Here is a 22,640-nt window from a genome sequence, read left to right on the forward strand (position 1 = left end):
GCTGGACTCGAGATCGTTTTAAATCTGATAATAATTGGATTATACTGTTTATAGATACAGTTGTAAGGTTGAGTAATTCCTAGATGTGTAGCGCGGGTGAAGAAAAAGTAAGAAAAATAATTCATGTTGATATGGATTGTTTTTACGCGGCTGTAGAAATGCGTGATAACCCTGCTTACCGAAATCGCCCGTTAGCTGTTGGTGGGCATGAAAAGCAACGCGGCGTTTTGAGCACCTGTAATTATGAAGCCCGCAAGTTTGGTGTTCGCTCTGCAATGCCTACCGGAAAGGCCCTACAACTTTGTCCTAATCTATTGGTTGTGCCGGGAAGAATGTCGGTCTATGTCGAGATATCTAAAAAGATCCGTGAAATCTTCTCTCGATACACATCAATCATTGAACCTCTTTCCTTGGATGAAGCTTTCCTTGATGTCACCGATTCTAAGCAGTGCCATGGTTCGGCCACTCTGATTGCCGAGTCGATTCGCCGTGATATCTGGAATGAGCTTAACCTGACCGCTTCTGCAGGAATTGCGCCGATTAAATTCTTGGCGAAAGTGGCCTCGGATCTGAATAAGCCAAATGGTCAGTTTGTTATCCCTCCACAGGACGTGCAATCAGTGATTGATGAGCTACCACTTGAAAAGATTCCCGGTGTCGGCAAGGTGAGTATTGAAAAGTTGCATCAAGCGGGTTTCTTTACTTGCAAGGATATCAAAGAGTCTGATTATCGAGACCTGCTACTCAAGTTTGGCCGCCAAGGTGCATCACTCTGGAAGCGCAGTCATGGCATTGATGATCGAGAAGTTATCATCGAGCGCGAGCGAAAATCGGTAGGCGTAGAGCGCACCTTTACCCAAAATATTTCAACCTACGCAGAATGTTGGCAGGTAATCGAAGACAAGCTATTTCCTGAACTCGAGACTCGCTTAGAAAAGGCTAGCCCAAGTAAAGCGATCATCAAGCAGGGCATTAAGCTCAAGTTCGCCGACTTTCAACAAACCACGATTGAGCACATCCAAGCCTCTCTCGATCGTGAACACTTCAAAGAACTGCTAAGTGAAATACTGAAAAGACAACAGGGGCGAGAAATACGCCTGCTTGGTTTAAGCGTAATGCTGCAACCCAAAGACCAAATGCGTCAGTTGAGTTTCTTTTAGGGGAAGGCGTTGAGAGCTTGAGTTTAGAAGTGCTGGTGTTTGAATACCGACTAGACTTCACAGCCTAATCGGTTTATCTAAATATGGAAGTTGGCTTACCTAGGAAGCTGTTTAACTCGCGCTAAGGTATCACTGAATGGCTGTTGTTCTAATTTTCCGTAACCCACCATTTTATTGGCTTTAAGCTTGGTTGAAAGCGGGGTGGCGATTCCGCATAGAAAACGAGTAATGGCTTCGTCGGTAATCAATTGTTGACTCTTAGATACGAACTCATGAATCCATGTCATCACAGTCTCATCGTCAACCGATTCAACATCGACAGTTGGTAGTATTGCAATTTCTCCTCGACATACAGAGCAGTGACCACAGTTTGTTGGCGCTTTGTCATCGGCAAAATAGCTCGCAAGACGAGAGCTTAGGCAAGTATCGCCTTCAAAGAAACTCAGCATTTGGTTAAGACGGTTGATTTCACTGTTTTCTTTCGCCTTAAATAGCTCAGTTAGACGTTCCGACAGTTGCATCATATCTTCAGAGGTATTGTGGATTGTATACACATCCGTGATCTGCTTACTTTCTAGCTCAATCCAGCCTTGTTCATTAAAGTAATCGATAGCCGCAACAACACGCTGACGATCGGCCTGGAAGTGTGTCCACAACGCATCGAAATCAACTTGGCACCAAACTCTCGCTTGAGGAGAACATTGGAAAATTGCTTCTACGAAGTGTCGACGTTCTCCTTGAAACTGCTCCGTGATCTGCTGCTTAGGGCGAATGAACTTAAATTTATAATCAGCAAAGTAGCTGTATTTAGGCTCAATCACACCTTCAATTTCGAGATACACCAGTAGTGTTTTTAGCGGTAACTGACGAATGTTGGACTCTCGCGATAGTTGGTTGAGCATGATTTCCCATTGGTTCGTGCCAGAAGCACCAATGTTCTGGTTTTCGTATATCTCTTTTAAGACCGCTTGAATGGATATGTTGTCTGGCGTGTCGCCAAAGACAAAGTTCTCTAGAGTACTTAGGCCATACTTGTTGGCGAGTAAAATACATTCAGATGGCTGACCATCTCGTCCTGCCCGTCCAATCTCTTGCGAGTAATTTTCTATCGATTTTGGTAGGTCGAAGTGAATGACTCGTCGAATATTTGATTTGTCGACACCCATTCCAAAAGCAATCGTCGCCACAATACAGTTCACTTCGTTATTCATGAATTGTTGTTGAATCGTATCTCTATTTTCTGGCTTAAGACCCGCATGATAAGCTACGGCGTTAATGCCAGCATTACGAAGCTGTTGAGCTACCATTTCTGCCGTTTGCTGAAGAGTGACATAAACAATGGTTGGCGCTTGAGATACCTGGTTAACGACATTACACAAGGTTTCTAGCTTATTAGTTTGCTCACAAGGTTGAATCGATAGGTCGAGGTTTTGACGATAGAAACCCGTGACCACAACACGCTCTTCAGCGATCTCAAACTTAGATTTCATATCTTGGATAACAGATGTTGTTGCGGTTGCTGTGAGCAGCAATACTTGAGGAATATTGAGCTGTTTTTGGTATTGAGGCAGCTTCAAGTAGTCTGGTCTGAAGTTGTGCCCCCATTCTGAAATACAGTGCGCTTCGTCGACCACGAGTAACGAGATCGGTACTTGGGAAATAAACTGACGAAAGCGTTCATTCTTCAGGCGTTCGACCGAGATCATCAGGATCTTAGTGTCTCCGTTACGTACCGACTGCATCACTTGTTGGGCGGTTTGCCTGTCTTGGCTTGATTCGATGGCGGCCGCGCTTATGCCTTTGCTGTGCAAGAAGTTGAGCTGGTCTTTCATTAAGGCTAACAGTGGAGATATCACTAAGGTTAAGTGTGGTAGCTCTAGTGCTGGTAATTGATAGCAAAGCGACTTGCCTGAGCCTGTAGGGAATATCGCGGCAGTAGAGTGTCCAGATAGAACATTATCAATGACTTGCTTTTGCCCATTACGCAGTGAGTCGAATCCGAATACTTGTTTTAACTTCTGCTCAATCATTTATGTTCTACCTGAGTTATTAAGTGTCGTATTGATGCTAAAGCGGTCACCTCTCGATGATAGCGCTGCTTTATGAATCAAATGTCTTGCACCTGATTGTACCTAATTCTATTCTGTAGCTCCTATAGAAAAGCACTTCAAAAGTATGAATAAGTCTGAGCTTCTACAAATAATCATAGAGCAACTTGAATCCCGATTACGTATCGCACAATCTGCGACTCAACGCGCCATTGACGCTGCGACAGATGAAGAGACAGTACCTGAGCATAAGTACGATACATTGGCACTAGAAGCTTCATATCTTGCCCATGGTCAAGCGATGCGAGTGCAGGAGTGTGAAGATGATATCCAGTGCTACCGAAATCTCGTCTTACGACACAGTGAAAAGATTGCAGTAAGCAGCTATGTTGTGGTTATTGACGAAAATGATGAATGTAAACACTTTTTCATTGGGCCAAGAGTCGGAGGACTTTCTGTCGCGTGGAATGATAATGAGGTTGCTATCGTAACGGTGAACGCACCTTTTGGTCAGGCTCTAATGGGTAAAGAAATCGGTGATGAGGTTGAGTTCATGGTTGCTGATAAGCTATTTTTCTATGAAGTGGTATCGATTGACTGAATATTAGACCAATAAATATAAACGTTTCTCTGACAAAGAAGCATAAACCAAGGGTATAGTCATTAGTCAGATTAATGAGAGGATGTTATGAAAAGCAATGTATTTACGAAAAACCGTGTATTTACGAAAAACAATGTATTAATCGCATCGTTAACAGCGGTAATCTCTTTTGTGAGCCTGCCAACTTTTGCTTCCCAGTGTCGAGTTGATTTGAAGAATGAATTACGAATTGATGATCAAAAAGTCGAAATCCATCAAGTAAACGGTGATACAGCGATTCTCGATGGCAACAACGATCTTTATATTCATGGTGAAAAGGTGGCACTTGATGCCGTTCAACAAGCGGCGATTGAAAAATACCGCGACAGCATGAATGAGTATTTGCCTCGTGCAAAACAAATGGCGAATGACAGCTTAGCCTTGGCGAATGATGTTATTGATGACATCGCTGCCAGCCTAGATTCTCCAGAGTCGTTTGATAATGTAAAAGAATCAATGAAAACGTACTTTGCTGAATTAGAGTCTCGTTACTATAAAGATGGCGAGTTAGTCCTGCCGGCTGACAGTTTCGATTCTATGGCCAATGGCTGGTCTGAAGATTTCGAAAAGGCTAAGGAGATCTTTAACCAAGAGTTTATCTCAAGTGCCTTTAATGCGATGTCTGAAAAGATGAAGCAAGACGGTGGTTTAAACCTTACCGAATTGGCTGATAGTATGGCTGAATTAAAGCTTAAAGTTGAAGAGCGGATGAAAGAGCATGCTCAACAAATGGAAGAGGAAGGCACTGAGTTCTGTGATTCTCTTGATGAGATGGCAGAACAAGAGAAAGAATTGCATGAAATCATCCCTAACCTAAAAGACTATCAAGTATTCACTATTTAATCTGAATTTAACGATGAAGAATAAGAGCACCGGTTGGTGCTCTTTTTGTATGTGTGTCTTTATGGATGTAGGTGTTTATGGAGCTATGGGTTCAGCCGCACGAGCAACTAACTCGAGATACTCTATTTTTCTTAGCCCGCATCTCGTTTTGTCGTTATCCAGTAAACGATAAGACCAGTTATTTGTTAACTATGTGGTTATAAATAGCGTATTGATTGTAAAAATTAGAGAATTGTTCATTTATTAGTTGTGCCTATCATTGCTTTTTATTACTGTACTCCTCAACTAGTTCACTGATTTTTGTGCGGGCAATATGGATCAACAATCTTCCTCTTCAAGAGAGCATTTCAGCTCTCGTTTAGGTTTTATTTTGGCAGCGGCGGGGGCAGCTGTTGGTTTGGGTAATATTTGGGGGTTCCCAACTCAAGTTGCCAGTAACGGTGGTGGTGCCTTTCTTCTTGTCTATTTGATCATGATCTTCGTAGTTGCCTTCCCTATGCTGGTGGTTGAGATGGCGATTGGCCGTCATGGTCAAGCAAATCCTGTCGATAGTATGCGCTCGTTGACCACTAGCCCTTTGGGTAAGAAAGTCGGTGAGTTTGTCGGTTGGGTCGGATTGAGTGTGCCAAGCGCCGTGTTGGCATTTTATAGTATTGTTGGTGGCTGGTTGATCTGCTTCCTAATTGGTGCTGTCGCTGATCTGATTGGTCTGGAGGCTGCTGCGGATTGGTTTAAAGGCTTCAGTGTTGAGCGAAATGTATTTGGTACGGTCGCATTCTATGTGCTGACTATTTTGATTGTTCAGGGCGGTGTTAAGCAAGGTATCGAGAAATGGTCGACTCGTTTGATGCCTGCGCTGTTTGTTTTGTTTGGTTTATTGTTTATTTACATCATGACGCAATCTGGCGCGATGGAAGGTCTAAAACATTATCTAGTTCCAGACTTTGAGAAAGTGTGGGATAGAAAACTGATTCTGGCGGCAATGGGACAGGGGTTCTTCTCGCTCACCATTGGTGGTTGTTCAATGTTGGTTTATGGCTCTTACTTAAGCAAGAAAGAGAATTTACCAAAAATGGCAATGAACGTTACTTTAGTTGATACAGCTGTTGCTTTTATTGCGGGTTTAGTTGTGATGCCAGCAATGTTTGTTGCGATGCAAAAAGGTGTTCAAATCTACGCTGAAGATGGCTCATTATTAAGCTCTGATACGCTAGTATTCACGGTTCTGCCTTTGATGTTTGACAGTTTAGGCGTACTTGGTCAGATCTTCGCGATTGTCTTCTTTTTGTTGCTAACGATTGCCGCGCTGACTTCATCGATTTCGATGCTGGAAGGGCCTGTAGCGCTAGTGAGTGAGCGTTTCAATACCAGACGAACACCAACGAGTTGGGTGATTGGTGGTGTTATTGCACTGTTCAGTGTGGTGATTGTTTACAACTTTGCCGCGATGTTTGGAATGGTTGCGATGATAGCGACTCAGTACCTTCAACCGGTTGCTGCACTGATGTTTTGCCTATTTGGTGGTTGGGTATGGAGCCGAGCTTCAAAAGTGAAAGAGCTTGAGCAAGGTTGCCCTGACTTCCAATTGGGTTGGTTTGGTAAGGTTTGGCCAATGTATGTGAAGTTCGTGTGCCCAATCTTAGTGGCGACGGTTATCTGGGCTTCATTTGGTTAACGCAGAGCTCATCTGAACCTAAACACTCAGAACTTGAAATGTTAAGCACAAAGCCACTCATAGGGAGTGGCTTTGTTGTTTCGATATGAAGGTATAGCTGAATTTGCAAGATAGAAAAAAGGCGCTGAACATAATAGTCAGCGCCTTTGTATTTTTAGTTAAGTAATCGTGACTACTTAATTTCCATACCTTGTGCTTGTAAGTCTGCATGGTAAGAAGAACGTACAAACGGGCCACAAGCTGCGTGAGTGAAGCCTAGTTCTAGAGCAATTTCTTTCAGCTCATCAAACTCTGAAGGTGGCACGTAACGTTCAACGGGTAAGTGGTGACGGCTTGGCGCAAGATATTGGCCAAGTGTTAGCATCGTTACACCATGTTCACGAAGGTCTTTCAGCACTTGAACGATCTCTTCTTTCGTCTCACCAAGCCCCATCATCACACCTGACTTCGTTGGAATGTCTGGGTGCTGCTCTTTGAATTTTCTCAACAGATCGAGAGACCACTTGTAGTTCGCGCCTGGACGAGCTTTACGGTATAAGCGCGGCGCTGTCTCTAGATTGTGGTTAAAAACATCTGGCGGGTTGTCTTTCATTAGATCAAGTGCAACGTCCATACGACCACGGAAATCTGGAACCAGTGTTTCAATGCGAATGTTTGGATTCTGTTCGCGAATTTCACGGTTACAGTCAGCAAAGTGCTGAGCACCACCATCACGCAGGTCATCACGGTCAACCGAGGTGATTACTACATACTTCAGTTTCATATCTTTAATCGTCTTAGCCAGTTTCTTCGGCTCTTCTGTTTCAGGAGCAACAGGACGACCATGGGCAACATCACAGAAAGGGCAGCGACGAGTACAGATAGCGCCAAGAATCATAAACGTTGCCGTACCGTGGTTAAAACACTCGGCTAGGTTAGGGCAAGACGCTTCTTCACAAACTGAGTGCAGGTTGTTTTTACGCATTGCTGATTTGATTTCTTGGATACGATGGCTGTCTGAAGGAAGTTTAATCTTCATCCATTCTGGCTTACGTAAAACTTCTTTCTGTTCAGCAGGCATATTCTTTACGGGAATTAATGCCATTTTGTCAGCGTCACGATATTTAACGCCTTTTTCCATTTGGATTGGTTTGCTCATGATTTTATGCTTCTGCTGTAATGTTACTGGTGGCCTGAATGTCTACTTGGTCATAGCCGAGTAGCTCTACGAGCTCTTGTATTAACTGTTGCTCAACGTTTTCTAGTTCACTTGGCCCGCCGAGTTGGCTTACCTGCGCCATTTCCATCCCTTGGTAACCACACGGGTTAATACGAAGAAATGGAGACAGGTCCATATCGACGTTGAGTGCTAGCCCATGGAACGAACAGCCACGTCGAATACGCAATCCAAGTGAACAGATTTTCTTGCCATCGACATAAACACCAGGAGCGTCAGGTCGGGCAGATGAATCTATATTGTAAGCTTTCAGAGTATTGATTACGAGGTTCTCGATATGAGTCACCAAATCGCGAACTCCAAATTTCTTGCGGCGGATGTTAATCAGAAAGTAAGCGACTAACTGACCTGGACCATGATAAGTCACTTGGCCACCGCGATCGCTTTGTATCACAGGGATATCACCAGCATTTAATACATGCTCAGCTTTACCTGCTTGTCCTTGAGTGAAGACAGGGTTGTGTTCAACTAACCAAATTTGGTCTACGTCTTCTTCCGTGCGTTCGTCTGTGAACTTATGCATGGCTTTCCACACAGGTTCGTAATCCTGACGGCCTAATTTTTTTACGATTAGCTTATTTTGCAAAGCAGCACTCCCTCAAGGATTAATAAAGTGAACGCATTATAAACGCGAAACATGATTCTAACTACAGACGGACTGCAAGGTTTTTCAACTTTCTTTGTATTTATTGAAAATTAAGTTGAATGTTTTGGGTGCTGATAGGTCGCTTTAAACAAAAACAGCGGCAATAAGCCGCTGTTTTTCATGTGTAATCGGAGATTACAGAACCATACGAACGATTTCGATCTCGCCCAGTTCTTTATATAGCGTTTCTACTTGCTCAATTGATGTCGCTGTAATGTTGATAGAAACAGAGTGGTAGTTACCTTTTGCACTCGGTTTTATCGTTGGGCTGTAGTCACCAGGAGCATGACGCTGGATCACTTCTAGTACTAGCTCAGTCAGTTCTGGCTTAGCGTGGCCCATTACTTTGTAAGTGAATGAACAAGGGAACTCTAAGAGGTCTTTTAGTTTTGCATCAGAATTGATGTTCATGATTAGCTCCAAAAGGCTAGACTCTCGCAAATTGGCGAAATGTCGATAAAAAGCGTGTTCGGTCAACAGACACGAGTAATAAGGCGGAATATTACGTGTAAATATCACCGAACTCAAGATCAACAAAAGCCGCACATGGCGGCTTTTGGTTCGCTAATGAGTAAATCATGAACTTACTCATTAGGTTAGCTATACAACAAGCTTAGGTTTTACCTAGAACAAACCTTTGGCTTGTTTAGAATAAACCCTTGAACAGAAGAACTAGGTAGTCCCATAGACGGCTGAATAGGCTGCCTTGGTCTACATCTTCAAGTGCTAGTAGTGGGTATTCAGCAACGTCTTCACCGTCTACTTGGTAGAATAGTTTACCAACCACATCGCCTTTGCTGATTGGCGCTTCTAGCTCTTTCTCAAGAACGAAGCTTGCCTTCAGGTTCTTAGCTTGACCACGAGGTAGCGTCACGAACGTATCTTCGTCGACACCTAGTGCAACTGTGTCCTTGCTACCCATCCAGATCTTCTCTTCTACGAAGGTTTCACCGGCTGTGTGTGGTGCCACTGTTTCAAAGAAGCGGAAGCCGTAGCTAAGCAGTTTTTTGCTTTCTGTTTTACGAGCATTCGCATTCTTGGTGCCCATAACTACAGCAACTAGGCGCATTTTGCCTTCTGTCGCTGAGCTTACTAGGCTGTAACCTGCATTGCTTGTGTGGCCCGTTTTGATGCCATCAACGTTCATGCTCTTATCCCATAACAGACCGTTGCGGTTGTATTGGGTGATGCCGTTGTATGTGAATTTCTTCTGTGAGTAGATACGGTACTCGTCTGGTACGTCGCGAATCAGTGCCTGACCAAGTAGCGCCATATCGTAAGGCGTTGAGTATAGGTTCGGGTTGTCTAGACCGTGCACGTTAGCAAAGTGCGTGTCTTTCATGCCGATAGAGCTTGCCCAAGCGTTCATTAGGTCAACGAATGCATCTTCAGAGCCAGCGATGTGTTCAGCCATAGCAACACATGCATCGTTACCTGATTGAATGATGATACCGCGGTTCAGTTCTTCAACTTTAACCGTAGTGCCAACTTCAACAAACATCTTAGATGAATCTGGGAAGTTTTTAGCCCAAGCATTTTCACTGATTACAACATCGTCGTTTAGGTTGATGTTGCCACGATCGAGCTCTTGGCCGATCACGTAGCTCGTCATCATCTTGGTTAAACTTGCTGGAGAAAGCTGAGTATTCATCTCTTTCTCTGCTAGTACTTTGCCTGAATGGTAATCCATCAGAACAAAACCTTTAGCGGCGATTTGAGGTGCATCAGGAACAACAATAGGAGCGGCGAATGACGATGTAGCTATCGTTGCAGAAAGAGCAACAGAAGTAGCAAAAATCGATTTAACAAGTTTATTAGATTTAATCATTTTGAATGCAATTATTTGGTGAACTATTCATATATTAACAGAATCACTCTGTCACACCAGAGCGCTGATTACCAGAAGTAACTGTTAGATTAATTAGCGAGTTAGGGTGTGTTTTTTTATATAAGCTGACGGGTAACCCATTAGCTTAACTTGTTCTAATTTCTCTTGAGTCAGAGCATAGTCATGAAATGGCCCAATCATCAGACGGTAGTTGTCATCATTTGGCTGCAAGAACGTTGCTACTTCTAGCTTTTCGGCTAGATCTTTCGCTAACTTCTCTGTTCTATCTTCATGTGGAGATGTCGCGACTTGAATAATAAATTGCGGTAAAGCTGCCTTTTTATTTGCGTCGGTTGGCATAGCCACAGTAATGACTTCAATCTCAACATTTGCTGTGCCGGTTCTCAACACATCGAGCTTGTAAGCTGCTGCATAACTAAGGTCAATGATTCGGCCTTCATGGAATGGACCGCGGTCATTGATACGCACAATCGTCGTTTTGTTATTGTCGGTATTCGTCACTTTTACGTAGCTTGGAATTGGCAATGTTTTGTGCGCCGCTGACATCGAATACATGTCGTAGATCTCGCCATTAGACGTTAAGTGACCATGAAATTTCTTACCGTACCAAGAGGCTTTGCCTTTCTCAGTAAACCCTTCGGTCTTCTTTACGATCTTGTAGTCTTCGCCACGTAAAGTGTAATCCGTGTTACCACCTAAACTATAAGGTTCATACTGAGGGTGAGCATCCTCGAGATGCTCTACTGAGATCGGTGCGTCTGGTGCTATATCTGAATCAATATCGTAGCGGCCTGTTGGCTGCTTTGAAGAACAACCATTGATTAAAATCGCTAGCCCTAAGATAGAGACTATTTTTTTGATTGGCAGCTCTTCAACCAAGGATGCTTTTTTTGGAAACGTTGTAATAGACATCGATTAGGTCGCCTTTGAGAATGCTTTTCTGTGTGTATGGATCGACATTAAAATACCAAAACCAGCCATAAGGGTAACCATTGAAGTACCGCCATAACTGACTAGAGGAAGAGGAACACCAACCACAGGTAGAATGCCACTTACCATGCCAATGTTTACAAAAATATAAACGAAGAAGCTCAGGACAATACTGCCGCCCATCATTCGACCGAATGCGGTTTGAGCTTGGCTCGCAAGCACTAAGCCACGTCCAATAATAAACAGGTAGATCGCAAGCAAGAACAAAATACCAATCATGCCCCACTCTTCGGCAATGACCGCAAAAATGAAATCGGTATGACGCTCTGGAATAAACTCCAGTTGAGATTGAGTGCCTTGCAGCCAGCCTTTTCCTGATATACCACCCGAGCCTATCGCAATCTTACTTTGGATTATGTGGTAACCCGCACCTAATGGATCTGATTCAGGATCAAAAAGGGTTCTTACGCGTACTTTTTGATATTCACGCATCAGGAAGAACCATAAGATTGGAATAAATGCCCCTAACGCGATTGCCGCGCTAGCAATGATTTTCCAACTGATACCTGCCAGGAATATCACGAAGATACCGGATGCGGCGATAAGGATAGATGTACCTAAGTCGGGTTGCTTTGCGATTAGAATTGTCGGTACAAACACCATCACTAGCGAGATCGCTAATGTTTGGAAGGTGGGCGGAAGTGAGCGCTTACCGATAAATCGTGCCAGCATCAAAGGCACCGCCAGCTTTAACAGCTCTGAGGGTTGGAAGCGAACAAAGCCGAAGTTTAACCAACGTTGTGCACCTTTAGAGGCTTCACCAAAGAACAACACGCCTAATAGCAAGATGACACCACCTACAAACAGTAGTGGTGCCAAGGTTTCATAAGTACGAGGTGAGATTTGCGCTAGGAAGATCATCACACCTAAAGACAGAGCCATACGCATCGCTTGGCGATCCATCATCGCAAGGCTTTGTCCGCTTGCGCTGTACATGATCAGTAGGGCAAAGCCCATTAAAACCAGAATGCCAAGCAATAGCGGTAGGTCGATATGCAGCCTTTCGAATAGGGCTCTATTTCGTCCAGTTGAAGGATCAAGTTTCATTATTTAATTGGCTCACTTTGATAATCTTCTGCAAGGATAATATGGTCTAAAATCCTTCTTACTACTGGGCCGCCGTTAGACGAACCGCCACCTGCGTTCTCTAGAACGATAGTTACTACGGCTTCAGGATCTTCAAAAGGCGCGTAACCCGTAAAGAGGGCGTGATCGCGTAAGTGCTCTGCGATTTCATCCGCATTGTACTCTTCATCTTCTTTTAAGCCGAATACCTGCGCGGTACCCGATTTACCCGCGGTTTGGTAAGACATCTTCTGGAATGAACGTCTTGCCGTACCTTTCTTACCGTGATTAGCCAACCTCATACCTTCCTGAGCGATATCCCAATACTTCTTCTTAACCCCGGTTAGCGGTGGGTAAGTTTCAATGTCCGACATGATTTGCTCATCGAATGGACGACCGTTATCAATGGTTGAACGAAGTAGGTGAGGTGCGGTTACTTCACCTTCATTGACCAAAACTGATGTGGCTTTTGCAATCTGCATTGGTGTTGCAGTCCAGTAGCCTTGGCCAATACCAACTGGGATGGTGTCACCTTGGTACCAAGGCACACGGTGTCTGGCCATCTTCCAATCACGAGTTGGCATATTGGCTTTGCTTTCTTCATAAATATCGATGCCAGTATAATCACCAAAGCCGAACATCATCATCCATTTGGATATGCGATCAATGCCGAGATCATAAGCAATTTGGTAAAAGAAAGTATCCACTGACTCTTCAATCGCTTTCTCGATATCAACGACCCCGTGTCCCCAACGCAACCAGTCACGGAATGGTCTTGTTTTTGAATTAGGGATCTTCCAATAACCTGGGTCATTACGCGTTGTGTTGGGTGTAATCACACCTTCTTGCAGAGCTGCAACAGCAATGAATGGCTTGATCGTCGATGCTGGAGGATAAATACCTAGCGTTGCACGGTTAACCAAAGGGCGGTCTTTGTCTTGAAGTAGGGCGTTATAACCTTTAGACGAAATACCATGTACGAATGCATTTGGGTCGTAGCTTGGGCTAGATACCATTGCTAACACGCCATTGTCTTTCGGGTCGAGAACGATAGCTGAACCACGGCGGCCATCAAGTAACTTATGTACGTATAGTTGTAGCTTGATATCCAAGTTGAGCACGATATCTTTACCCGGAACCGACGGTACAAATTTTAGAGTACGGATCACTCGTCCACGGCTGTTAACTTCGACTTCTTGATAGCCCGCGGTACCGTGAAGCATGTCTTCGTAGTAGCGCTCAATACCAAGTTTACCGATGTCGCGAGTGGCTTGGTAATTGGCGTCTTTCTCTTCTCGTGCTAGGCGCTGCATATCACGGTCATTGATGCGCGATACGTAGCCAATCACGTGAGTTAACACATCACCATAAGGGTAGAAACGTTTTAGCGTACCTGTAACTTCAACACCTGGGAACTTATGCTGATTTACAGAGAAGATCGCAACTTGTTCTTCGGTAAGCTGATTCAGGATAGGTACTGACTTGAAGCGTCGTGAATTGCGACGATCACGATCAAATCGTTCAATACGCTCTGGCGGAATTTCGATTAATTCTTGTAGACGGACGAGCGTGTCATCCATATCTTTGATTTTTTCCGGTGTGATTTCTAGGTTGAAAACCGGGCGATTTTCGGCAAGAAGTACACCGTTGCGATCGTAAATCAAACCACGGTTAGGGGCGATTGGAACGACCTTGATGCGGTTATCGTTAGAACGGGTTTTATAGTCTTGATATTGATTGACCTGAATGTTGTACAGGTTAACAACCAACATTGATATCATGACTATGATCCCCGCAAACGCAACAAAAGCACGATTAGTAAATAGTCGTGCTTCTGCTTTGTAATCACGGATTTGGCTACGTTTACGTAACATTAACGCTTATTCTCGATGATAAGGGTGGTTAGCAGTGATGCTCCAAGCTCGATACAAGCTTTCAGCCATGATAACGCGTACTAATGGGTGAGGGAGAGTAAGCGCAGACAGAGACCAGCTTTGGTCTGCAGCCGCTTTACATGCAGGTGCTAATCCTTCAGGCCCGCCGATAAGGATAGAAACGTCGCGTCCATCCAACTTCCAACTTTCCAATTGCTCTGCCAGTTGTGGGGTGTCCCACTTTTTACCTGGGATATCAAGCGTGACAATGCGGTTGCCTTTTGGAACCGCGGCCAACATCGCTTCGCCTTCTTTTTGAAGAATGCGTGCAATATCCGCATTTTTACCGCGCTTTCCCGCAGTAATTTCAATGAGCTCTAATGGCATATCATGAGGGAAGCGGCGTTTATATTCTTTAAAGCCTTCTTCAACCCACTTCGGCATTTTTGTGCCAACTGCGATTAATTGGATCTTCAAAGCTTAGCCCCAAAGTTTTTCTAGTTGGTACAGTTCACGGTGTTCTTCTTGCATAACGTGAAGCATGCTTGTGCCCATATCTAGAACAACCCATTCACCTTCTTGCTGGCCGTCCATGCCTAGTGGCTGCATACCTGCTTTACGTACTTCATCAGCAACATGCTGTGCAATAGAAGCAACATGGCGCTTAGAGGTACCAGTACAAACAATCATGTAATCAGTAACGCTTGATTTGCCTTCTACATCGATAGTCACAATCGATTCTGCTTTCATGTCGTCGGCTTTGTCTGCAAGAAAATCTTTTAGTTCTTCACGTAACACGGGGTGTTCCTTTAATCTGAATTTAGCTTTTTAGGGGCTGTCGACCCTAGAATATACCACGCTTTTATGCGTGAAATGGTATTGAAGCTGAAGGGATACAAAACTCTACGCTTAACTGATGAATTAGTGGCCAAGGCGACTGCTCATATTGAGTTTTTGTCATCAATTCAGCTTGAGTGAGCAACGCGAACAAAGAGTGTAATTGAGAAATCGAAACTCTTGTTAGCGCGGCGTTATAAAGAGGCTTTTTAGATTGCCAGATACGGTGTTTCTCGAAGACCTGGCCAATCGGCATTTGTTTCATTTGTTGCTGCATCTGTAACAGCAGAGCAAGCTCACGTTGTATGCTACGCAATAAAATGACGGGTTCGATACCTTCGGCTTCTAGTTGACGTAGGATTCGTTGTGCACGGTTTCCTTTGCCTGCCAATAACGCATCACTCCAATGGAATGGAGTAAAATGGTTGTGTCGACTCAGCGATTCTTCTAAGCGTACTAATGTGAGCTTTCCATCTGGGTATTGGAGAGCCAGCTTTTCTAGGCTTTGGGTGAGAGCAAATAGATTCCCCTCATGCCATTGCGCCAGCATTTGTATAGCTTCAGGATCTGGTGTTAAACCGATTTGACGGCAGCGTGCTTGGACAAACTGAGGTAATCGGCTGACATCTGGCGTTAGGCAGCTGACCCAGTGACCCTGATTCGAAAGTGCCTTAAACCACTTAGCGCTTTCTTGAGCTTTAGTGAGCTTAGTGCCTACCAAAATCAACAAGATATCACTGTGGATATGCTCTGAGATTGCGAGTAGCTCTTTTGCGATTGCGGCATTGACGCCTGACTCTGGCAGCTCAAGCTCGATGATCTGACGGCTAGAGAATAGGCTCAGTGCTTGAGTGCAGTCGTAGACTTGATTCCAGTCGAGACTGCTATCAATCGCAAAGCGATGACGCTCTTCAAAGCCTTGCTGTTTTGCAGCCTTTTGAATCGCTTCTCGGCTCTCTTGCAACAGTAGCGGTTCGTTACCAAAAATTAGGTAAACATTACTCAACTGTTTAGCCAGTTGCTCTGATAAGCGGTCAGCAAAAATACGCATCAAATAAACCTATTACTCAGCCGAATCACTAAGTGTTGGTTGTTCTTCTGAAGCTGGTACGGTCTCAACGTCGTCAATTTCAACATTCTTGATGTTGTATTGCTTTTCAAGTTCTTTTACTTGAACGTGCTCTAGTTCTTCTAGGTTCATGTTACCAGCGGCAATAGTCGCTTTAAGGCGAGCCATCTGACGAAGGATCTGACTGGTTGCCAGTTTACGCATTTCATCTTCGATCATGTCGCGCTCAACCGATTTCGCAAGAGCAGTCAACGGGTTATCTAGGTAGCTACGGGTAACGCTAGTCGAGAACGTTTTTGAACCAATCTCAGGAATAGTCACGCGATAAGAAGAGCGGAATGTTAGTTCTTTTTCTGCTGCACGAGTATTTTGATAAAGAGACAGAGTACGCTCACCTACGCTTTCGCTAATGATGTGCAGGTTAGGCGTATTCTGCGCAGGCGGCACAATTTCTACATCGTTCATGCGCAGTTGACCTTTCATCATACGTGTAAACGTGTTGTATTGGTCGTAACTGGTCACAGAGATCTTGTTAAGTTCTTCTGGCACTGAGTAATCACCACGCAGGTGAAAACCACAGGCACTTAATAGGCTAACGGTTAGAACAACAATAGTAACTTTCAATGAAGATAGTGAAATCAGGCGCATTATTTGATGGCTCTCATGAAGGTAGAATACTTATTTAAAGGCTTTAGTTTGTTGGTGTGAAGTTAGTCACTGAAAGTAAAGCGCTTAAATAAGTAGACAGGGTAATTAGCTACCCTGTCTACAGACTGCTTTTGATGAATTAAGTTCGTTAATTCTTTAGCAATTGCATTGTGCTAACGAAATTAGTTAGCAACGATGTTTAGAAGCTTACCAGGTACGAAGATAACCTTACGGATCGTTAGGCCATCTAGGAACTTCTTAGCGTTCTCATCGTTTAGACCAAGTTCACGAACTTGCTCTTCGGTTGCGTCAGCAGCAACAGTCAGTTTCGCACGTAGCTTACCGTTGATCATGACAACGATAGTCTTCTCGTCTTCAACTAGCGCTTTCTCATCGAAAGTTGGCCATGTTGCTGAGTCTACGTTTGATTCACCCAGTGCAATCCACATTTCGTAAGAGATGTGTGGCGTCATTGGGTAAAGCATGCGAACGACAGCTTTTAGCGCTTCATCAAGGATTGCACGATCTTGTACAGATTCTTGAGGTGCTTTCGCTAGCTTGTTCATCAGTTCCATGATTGCAGCGATTGCCGTGTTGAACGTTTGGCGGCGGCCAATATCGTCCGTTACTTTCGCGATAGTCTTGTGGATATCACGACGAAGTGCTTTTTGGTCGCCAGATAGCGCAGAAGCATCAACAGATTCAGCAGCACCCTTAGAAGAGTGAGCATGAACCAGTTTCCAAACACGTTTAAGGAAGCGGTTAGCACCTTCAACGCCAGACTCTTGCCACTCAAGCGTCATGTCTGCAGGTGATGCAAACATCATGAATAGACGTACTGTATCTGCGCCGTACTTGTCTACCATCTCTTGTGGGTCGATACCGTTGTTCTTAGACTTAGACATTTTGATCATGCCTGAGTGTTCAACTTCACGGCCTTGATCGTCGACTGCTTTTTCGATGCGACCTTTACCGTCACGTTCAACCGTTACATCAGTCGGTGCAATCCACTCTTTGGTGCCTTTTTCGTTTTCGTGATAGAACGCGTCAGCTAGAACCATGCCTTGACATAGTAGTTGCTTGAACGGTTCATCAGACGTTACGTAACCTGCATCGCGTAGCAATTTATGGAAGAAACGAGAGTAAAGCAGGTGCATACAAGCGTGCTCGATACCACCGATATACTGGTCTACTGGTAGCCAGTAGTTCGCTTTTTCTGGATCTAGGATGTCGTCAGCTTGTGGTGAACAGTAACGAGCGTAGTACCAAGAAGATTCCATGAACGTATCGAATGTATCTGTCTCACGTAGAGCAGGTTCGCCGTTGAATGTTGTCTCAGCCCAAGACTTGTCAGCCTTGATTGGGCTAGTCACACCATCCATTACCACATCTTCTGGAAGAATAACGGGTAGCTGGTCTGCAGGTACTGGGTGAACTTCACCGTCTTCAGTGGTTACCATTGGGATTGGCGCACCCCAGTAACGTTGACGAGATACACCCCAGTCACGTAGACGGAAGTTTACTGTCTTCTTACCTTTGCCTTCAACTTCAAGCTTCGCAGCGATTGCGTCGAATGCTTCTTGGAAAGCAAGACCATCGAACTCACCAGAATCGAACAGTACACCTTTCTCAGTGTAAGCTGCTTCAGACACGTCTAGCTCAGAACCGTCTTCAGGCTTGATTACTGGGATGATGTCGATGCCGTACTTAGTTGCGAATTCGTAGTCACGTTGATCGTGAGCAGGAACCGCCATTACCGCACCTGTGCCGTAATCCATAAGTACGAAGTTTGCTACGTATACAGGAACAACACGACCGTTAAGAGGGTGGATAGCCGTTAGGCCAGTATCCATACCTTTCTTTTCCATCGTTGCCAGTTCAGCCTCAGCAACTTTAGTGTTACGACACTCTTCAACGAATGCAGCAAGCTCTGGGTTGTTTTTCGATGCTTTCTCTGCAAGAGGGTGACCTGCAGCGATACCAACGTAAGAAACACCCATTAGTGTATCTGGACGTGTTGTGTACACTTCTAATGGTGCTTGTTCGCCGTTAACAGCGAAAGATAGCTCAACACCTTCAGAGCGGCCGATCCAGTTGCGCTGCATGGTCTTAACCATTTCAGGCCAACCTTCAAGGTTGTCTAGATCGTCGAGTAGCTCTTGAGCGTACTCAGTGATTTTAATAAACCACTGTGGAATTTTCTTTTGCTCTACTGGAGTGTCACAACGCCAGCAACAACCGTCTTCTACTTGCTCGTTTGCCAGTACTGTTTGGTCGTTTGGACACCAGTTCACTGAAGAAGTCTTCTTGTAAACCAGGCCTTTTTCGTAAAGCTTAGTGAAGAACTCTTGTTCCCAACGGTAGTACTCTGGAGTACAGGTTGCGAATTCACGGTTCCAGTCGTAACCAAAGCCTAGAAGCTTCAGTTGGTTCTTCATGTACTCAATGTTTTCGTAAGTCCATGGTGCAGGCGCTGTGTTGTTTTTAACAGCGGCGTTTTCTGCTGGTAGGCCGAATGCATCCCAACCAATGGGCTGCATTACGTTTTTGCCTTGTAGACGTTGGAAACGAGATACCACATCACCGATGGTGTAGTTACGCACGTGACCCATGTGCAGTCGGCCACTTGGGTAAGGGAACATAGAAAGACAGTAGAATTTTTCTTTGTTTGGGTCTTCACTTACAACGAAAGTCTCGCTGTTATCCCAGTGTTGTTGAACCTTTTGTTCAATCTCTTGCGGGTTATATTGTTCTTGCATCGATGGTATCCGGTTATCTTGGAATTTGTGAGTTCGGTTAGAACAGAATCTTACAGATCGTCATAGAATACCTAAAGGAGCTGAGTACAACAATAGTTATACCCTTCATACTTGCAGTTGCTGCCTAGTAGATTGTGTAATTTTCACTGAATTTCGCAGGGCAACTATACTTAAGAGTATGAATTGCATTTGTTTGTAAGCGGGAGTGCATTGCAGCGCATCCGTTTGCTCACTAAAAGGTTGGTTATCTTAAGGAGGTTGTTATGCCGAAGAAAAAAGCGCTCTATGAAGAAGTCGTCGAAGAGGTGATTGAAACGCTGAAGCATAGCCCTGAAGAGCTCAACAACAAAATCGAAACGTCGGGCAAGTTTGCGAAAGCAGCTAATGATATGACTAAAGATGAGCTTTCATTGATCTCTGCCTACGTGAAGTCGGACTTAAAAGAGTTTTCCGAAAGCTATGAAGAGAGTAAAAGCGGTCCATTCTATTTGATGATTGCGGACTCTATTTGGCAAGGGCTGTTGGATATTACTGATCGTACTAAGGTGGAATGGGTTGAACTGTTCCAAGACTTAGAACATCAGGGGTTGTATCAAGCGGGTGAAGTCATTGGCTTGGGAACCTTAGTATGTGACGAGTGTGGTCACCAAACCGAATATAACCACCCAACCAATATCATTCCATGCATTAAATGTGGTTCTAAAGGGTTTAGTCGTAAAGCCCTTAAACCGTAAGCTTCTGAACCATAGCGTATCAACGCAAAACCACAGCAATGAAAAAGGGTTGACCCAATCAGTCAACCCTCAAATCACTTTTCGTCGAATCTAGCTTTTTGGCTTTCTAATTACCCAACCAATCACCAAGCTGAGCATCGCCCAGATATACAGTGGCCAAGTACCTACTGTGTGATAAGGCGTTTGACCATCCGTTGAAATGAGTTCAGCTTTTAACACTGCCGTTTCAAACTGAGGCACTTGCTTGATTATATTGCCTTTGTAATCAGTAACTGCCGTCACACCGTTGTTGGTCGAGCGAATAACCGGCTTACCAAGCTCCAGAGCACGCATCTGTGCAATTTCCATATGTTGCAGAGGGCCAATCGAACGACCAAACCACGCATCGTTAGAGAGCGTTAAAATAAAGTCAGTCTCGTCGGTTACGTTCTGTCTAACTTGATCATTAAAGATGATCTCATAACACAGTGCCGGCGCTAAGTGACGACCATTTGCCACTATGTTTGGTTGAACAAAGTCGCCACGGCTAAATGATGACATTGGCAAGTTAAATAAAGGTGCTAATGGACGCAAGATATCTTCAAACGGCACAAACTCACCAAATGGTAACAGGTGGTGTTTATGGTAGCGTTCGTCTGGATCGTAGCTGTACTCACCGTATGGATTCACACCGAGAGAAAGAACACTGTTGTAGTATTTCTTATCTTCAGACTGATTCAGCACACCGGTAATGATCGAACTGTTGTTCATCTTCGCTGCGCTATCCAAGTTACGTAGGAAAGATGGGATCTCAACTTCGAATGCTGGAATAGCCGCTTCAGGCCAGATGATGATATCCGCTCCCCAGTTTTCTCTGCTTAGGTCGGTGTACTTCATCATAGTTGGCCAGCGATGACTCGGTAGCCATTTACTGTCTTGATCGACGTTGCCTTGTATCAAGACGACTGACGTGGTTTTTTCAGGGGTCGGCGTGACCCAGTCGATGTTGCGAATACCAAAGCCTGCGCTAAATACGACAGCGGGAATGATAGCGATGCTCCAAGCCCGGTTAACAATCGCATAAGTGAATGCAGAGGCTGAAACAATGATCGCTAAAGTTACTAGCTCTACGCCGCCAATCGGTGCAAATGAACCTAATGGCGAATCGATTTGGCTGTAGCCTAACCAAAGCCAAGGGAAGCCCGTCATTACCCAGCCACGCAGCCAATCACAGACTAGCCAGAATGCAGGAGCTGCAAGGAAAAAGCGGCTTAGGTTATTGGCAGGGAAGAATTTATTCAAACCCCAGGTAAATAGCCCTGAATAAACGGCTAGGTAGCCAACAAGCAATGCCATCAAAAATAGGTTGGCTGCCAGTGGCATGCCGCCAAAACCATCAATGCTGACGTATACCCAGCTGATACCTGTGGTGAATTGACCTAAACCCCATGCGTAGCCAATCCAAAGCGCACTTTTAGGAGAGCGGTTGTGGATCAGTAACAGCAACAAAGCTGGGCTGAGAATAGCAAGAGGCCATATAGAGTATGGAGCGAATGAAAGGGTGGTTATAGCGCCAACAAAAACGGCCGCAAGCGGCCGTAATAGGCGATGAATAAATGTCTTAGTCATCTAATTTCTGTCATCTCTTTAGAGAGAAGTTGTTATTCTTCGATAGTCGGAAGAGGCTGTTCGTCAGGAATGGTTACCTGTAGCTGAATCACACGACGGTTATCTGCTGATGTTATTTTGAAATGGTAGTTTTCGATTTCTACAATTTCGCCACGAACCGGCAGGTGACCGAGTGCTGTCATAACCATGCCGCCTACCGTATCCACTTCATCGTCACTAAAGGCAGTGTTAAACGTATCGTTGAACTCTTCAATAGTGGTTAAAGCTTTTACAGAGAAGGTATGCTTACTCAGCTTACGAATATCTAGCTCTTCTTCATCGTCGAACTCGTCTTCAATTTCACCAACGATTTCTTCGAGGATATCTTCAATGGTTACCAGGCCAGAAACTCCGCCAAACTCATCGACAACGATAGACATGTGGTAACGCTCTTCTTGGAACTCCTTAAGCAGGCGATCAACTCGCTTACTTTCAGGAACAACTACGACAGGGCGAATCACTTGTTCGATATCAAATGGGGCACTTTCTGAACCCAAATACTTAAGTAGGTCCTTCGCTAATAGAATGCCTTCAACATGGTCTTTATCTTCACTGATCACTGGGTAGCGAGAGTGTTGAGCATCAGTAATAAGCGCAATCAATGTATCTAAATCATCGGTGCGTTCAACTGTAACCATTTGAGAGCGAGGCAGCATGATATCGCGTACTCGCATCTCTGAAATTTCCATTACACCCTCGAGCATGTCGCGCGTGTCGTGGTCAATTAGGTCATTAATTTCTGAGTCGCGGATTACATCCACGAGCTCTTGGCGATCTTTTACTTCACCTTGAAATAGTTGGCCTAGGCGTTCAAAGAAGGACTTTCTACTCGGACCTTCAGATTTTTTACTTCCCTCAGAAGTGGGGGGGTTACCTTCGTTCATGATTTCTCAAAAAATAACGCTATCAGAAGTGTGATAGCACACGTTACAACTCAGAT

At 44.5% G+C, this 22,640-nt stretch carries 20 protein-coding genes; 5 read left to right on the top strand and 15 right to left on the bottom strand.

The genetic code is table 11. The features are described from left to right. The first annotated feature begins 83 nt into the window (after positions 1 to 83). Complete coding sequence (gene dinB / locus AC3CH3_RS03675) at positions 84 to 1,160, top strand: DNA polymerase IV (protein ID WP_488537764.1); 1,077 nt, start codon at positions 84 to 86, stop codon at positions 1,158 to 1,160. Positions 1,161 to 1,255: 95 nt separating this feature from the next. On the opposite strand, the gene AC3CH3_RS03680 is transcribed toward dinB, so the two are convergent. Then, positions 1,256 to 3,190, bottom strand: a complete 1,935-nt coding sequence (locus AC3CH3_RS03680) for a RecQ family ATP-dependent DNA helicase (protein WP_010439066.1) — start codon at positions 3,188 to 3,190, stop codon at positions 1,256 to 1,258. Positions 3,191 to 3,335: 145 nt separating this feature from the next. On the opposite strand from AC3CH3_RS03680, the gene AC3CH3_RS03685 reads away from it, so the two are divergent. The 3 genes from AC3CH3_RS03685 (at position 3,336) to AC3CH3_RS03695 (ending at position 6,366) form a co-directional block, all read left to right on the top strand. Next, positions 3,336 to 3,809 (top strand): GreA/GreB family elongation factor, encoded by a 474-nt coding sequence (locus AC3CH3_RS03685; RefSeq protein ID WP_488537765.1) that lies wholly within the window; start codon positions 3,336 to 3,338, stop codon positions 3,807 to 3,809. A gap of 87 nt (positions 3,810 to 3,896) precedes the next feature. Further along, positions 3,897 to 4,691 carry a YggN family protein gene (locus AC3CH3_RS03690; RefSeq protein ID WP_016787615.1) on the top strand — a complete coding sequence of 265 codons (795 nt, stop codon included), beginning with the start codon at positions 3,897 to 3,899 and terminating at the stop codon, positions 4,689 to 4,691. Between the two features lie 313 nt (positions 4,692 to 5,004). Further along, positions 5,005 to 6,366: a sodium-dependent transporter gene (locus AC3CH3_RS03695; RefSeq protein WP_016768331.1), complete on the top strand. Its 1,362-nt coding sequence runs from the start codon at positions 5,005 to 5,007 to the stop codon at positions 6,364 to 6,366. A gap of 172 nt (positions 6,367 to 6,538) precedes the next feature. Here the strand turns inward: AC3CH3_RS03695 and lipA are convergent, their stop codons facing one another. The 12 genes from lipA to leuS all read right to left on the bottom strand — a co-directional run bounded on the left by lipA (position 6,539) and on the right by leuS (position 19,319). After that, positions 6,539 to 7,504 carry a lipoyl synthase gene (gene lipA, locus AC3CH3_RS03700; protein ID WP_010439078.1) on the bottom strand — a complete coding sequence of 322 codons (966 nt, stop codon included), beginning with the start codon at positions 7,502 to 7,504 and terminating at the stop codon, positions 6,539 to 6,541. Positions 7,505 to 7,508: 4 nt separating this feature from the next. Beyond that, positions 7,509 to 8,168 carry a lipoyl(octanoyl) transferase LipB gene (gene lipB / locus AC3CH3_RS03705; protein WP_010439081.1) on the bottom strand — a complete coding sequence of 220 codons (660 nt, stop codon included), beginning with the start codon at positions 8,166 to 8,168 and terminating at the stop codon, positions 7,509 to 7,511. 195 nt (positions 8,169 to 8,363) lie between these two features. Continuing rightward, on the bottom strand, positions 8,364 to 8,642 hold the full coding sequence (gene ybeD / locus AC3CH3_RS03710; RefSeq protein ID WP_488538151.1) for a DUF493 family protein YbeD: 279 nt from the start codon (positions 8,640 to 8,642) through the stop codon (positions 8,364 to 8,366). Positions 8,643 to 8,874: 232 nt separating this feature from the next. Continuing rightward, positions 8,875 to 10,056, bottom strand: a complete 1,182-nt coding sequence (locus AC3CH3_RS03715; RefSeq protein ID WP_017062336.1) for a serine hydrolase — start codon at positions 10,054 to 10,056, stop codon at positions 8,875 to 8,877. 93 nt (positions 10,057 to 10,149) lie between these two features. Continuing rightward, the gene (locus AC3CH3_RS03720) at positions 10,150 to 10,989 is read right to left on the bottom strand and encodes a septal ring lytic transglycosylase RlpA family protein (RefSeq protein ID WP_019820805.1); all 840 of its coding nucleotides are present in this window, start codon (positions 10,987 to 10,989) and stop codon (positions 10,150 to 10,152) included. 3 nt (positions 10,990 to 10,992) lie between these two features. After that, positions 10,993 to 12,114, bottom strand: a complete 1,122-nt coding sequence (gene rodA, locus AC3CH3_RS03725) for a rod shape-determining protein RodA (protein WP_017062334.1) — start codon at positions 12,112 to 12,114, stop codon at positions 10,993 to 10,995. Beyond that, the gene (mrdA, locus tag AC3CH3_RS03730) at positions 12,114 to 14,006 is read right to left on the bottom strand and encodes a penicillin-binding protein 2 (protein WP_488537766.1); all 1,893 of its coding nucleotides are present in this window, start codon (positions 14,004 to 14,006) and stop codon (positions 12,114 to 12,116) included. The genes rodA and mrdA overlap by 1 nt, the downstream gene beginning before the upstream one ends. Before the next feature lie 6 nt (positions 14,007 to 14,012). Beyond that, positions 14,013 to 14,483 (bottom strand): 23S rRNA (pseudouridine(1915)-N(3))-methyltransferase RlmH, encoded by a 471-nt coding sequence (gene rlmH / locus AC3CH3_RS03735; RefSeq protein WP_004735246.1) that lies wholly within the window; start codon positions 14,481 to 14,483, stop codon positions 14,013 to 14,015. Positions 14,484 to 14,486: 3 nt separating this feature from the next. Continuing rightward, positions 14,487 to 14,804: a ribosome silencing factor gene (gene rsfS / locus AC3CH3_RS03740; protein WP_004735247.1), complete on the bottom strand. Its 318-nt coding sequence runs from the start codon at positions 14,802 to 14,804 to the stop codon at positions 14,487 to 14,489. A 64-nt stretch (positions 14,805 to 14,868) separates the two neighbouring features. After that, complete coding sequence (holA, locus tag AC3CH3_RS03745) at positions 14,869 to 15,894, bottom strand: DNA polymerase III subunit delta (RefSeq protein WP_019820807.1); 1,026 nt, start codon at positions 15,892 to 15,894, stop codon at positions 14,869 to 14,871. Positions 15,895 to 15,906: 12 nt separating this feature from the next. Next, complete coding sequence (locus tag AC3CH3_RS03750) at positions 15,907 to 16,560, bottom strand: LPS-assembly lipoprotein LptE (RefSeq protein WP_488537767.1); 654 nt, start codon at positions 16,558 to 16,560, stop codon at positions 15,907 to 15,909. 182 nt (positions 16,561 to 16,742) lie between these two features. Beyond that, positions 16,743 to 19,319 carry a leucine--tRNA ligase gene (gene leuS / locus AC3CH3_RS03755; RefSeq protein WP_488537768.1) on the bottom strand — a complete coding sequence of 859 codons (2,577 nt, stop codon included), beginning with the start codon at positions 19,317 to 19,319 and terminating at the stop codon, positions 16,743 to 16,745. 263 nt (positions 19,320 to 19,582) lie between these two features. On the opposite strand from leuS, the gene AC3CH3_RS03760 reads away from it, so the two are divergent. Further along, positions 19,583 to 20,053, top strand: coding sequence for a zinc ribbon-containing protein (locus tag AC3CH3_RS03760; RefSeq protein ID WP_017062329.1), 471 nt, complete (start codon positions 19,583 to 19,585; stop codon positions 20,051 to 20,053). A gap of 90 nt (positions 20,054 to 20,143) precedes the next feature. Here AC3CH3_RS03760 and lnt read toward each other — a convergent pair whose 3' ends face one another. Next, positions 20,144 to 21,661, bottom strand: coding sequence for an apolipoprotein N-acyltransferase (gene lnt, locus AC3CH3_RS03765; protein ID WP_488537769.1), 1,518 nt, complete (start codon positions 21,659 to 21,661; stop codon positions 20,144 to 20,146). Positions 21,662 to 21,693: 32 nt separating this feature from the next. Next, on the bottom strand, positions 21,694 to 22,584 hold the full coding sequence (gene corC, locus AC3CH3_RS03770) for a CNNM family magnesium/cobalt transport protein CorC (RefSeq protein WP_012603382.1): 891 nt from the start codon (positions 22,582 to 22,584) through the stop codon (positions 21,694 to 21,696). Positions 22,585 to 22,640 lie beyond the last annotated feature (56 nt).

The sequence above is a fragment of the Vibrio sp. QJM3NY_35 genome, assembly GCF_057785915.1.

Excerpts from the sequence above, each read along its gene's own strand:
- lipA (WP_010439078.1), bottom strand. The coding sequence starts at position 7,504 with ATGAGCAAACCAATCCAAATGGAAAAAGGCGTTAAATATCGTGACGCT.
- AC3CH3_RS03715 (WP_017062336.1), bottom strand. The coding sequence starts at position 10,056 with ATGATTAAATCTAATAAACTTGTTAAATCGATTTTTGCTACTTCTGTT.
- mrdA (WP_488537766.1), bottom strand. The coding sequence starts at position 14,006 with ATGTTACGTAAACGTAGCCAAATCCGTGATTACAAAGCAGAAGCACGA.
- AC3CH3_RS03750 (WP_488537767.1), bottom strand. The coding sequence starts at position 16,560 with ATGCGCCTGATTTCACTATCTTCATTGAAAGTTACTATTGTTGTTCTA.
- leuS (WP_488537768.1), bottom strand. The coding sequence starts at position 19,319 with ATGCAAGAACAATATAACCCGCAAGAGATTGAACAAAAGGTTCAACAA.
- corC (WP_012603382.1), bottom strand. The coding sequence starts at position 22,584 with ATGAACGAAGGTAACCCCCCCACTTCTGAGGGAAGTAAAAAATCTGAA.
- AC3CH3_RS03685 (WP_488537765.1), top strand. The coding sequence starts at position 3,336 with ATGAATAAGTCTGAGCTTCTACAAATAATCATAGAGCAACTTGAATCC.
- holA (WP_019820807.1), bottom strand. The coding sequence starts at position 15,894 with ATGCGTATTTTTGCTGACCGCTTATCAGAGCAACTGGCTAAACAGTTG.
- AC3CH3_RS03760 (WP_017062329.1), top strand. The coding sequence starts at position 19,583 with ATGCCGAAGAAAAAAGCGCTCTATGAAGAAGTCGTCGAAGAGGTGATT.
- rodA (WP_017062334.1), bottom strand. The coding sequence starts at position 12,114 with ATGAAACTTGATCCTTCAACTGGACGAAATAGAGCCCTATTCGAAAGG.
- AC3CH3_RS03680 (WP_010439066.1), bottom strand. The coding sequence starts at position 3,190 with ATGATTGAGCAGAAGTTAAAACAAGTATTCGGATTCGACTCACTGCGT.
- AC3CH3_RS03690 (WP_016787615.1), top strand. The coding sequence starts at position 3,897 with ATGAAAAGCAATGTATTTACGAAAAACCGTGTATTTACGAAAAACAAT.
- AC3CH3_RS03695 (WP_016768331.1), top strand. The coding sequence starts at position 5,005 with ATGGATCAACAATCTTCCTCTTCAAGAGAGCATTTCAGCTCTCGTTTA.
- AC3CH3_RS03720 (WP_019820805.1), bottom strand. The coding sequence starts at position 10,989 with ATGTCTATTACAACGTTTCCAAAAAAAGCATCCTTGGTTGAAGAGCTG.
- lnt (WP_488537769.1), bottom strand. The coding sequence starts at position 21,661 with ATGACTAAGACATTTATTCATCGCCTATTACGGCCGCTTGCGGCCGTT.
- dinB (WP_488537764.1), top strand. The coding sequence starts at position 84 with ATGTGTAGCGCGGGTGAAGAAAAAGTAAGAAAAATAATTCATGTTGAT.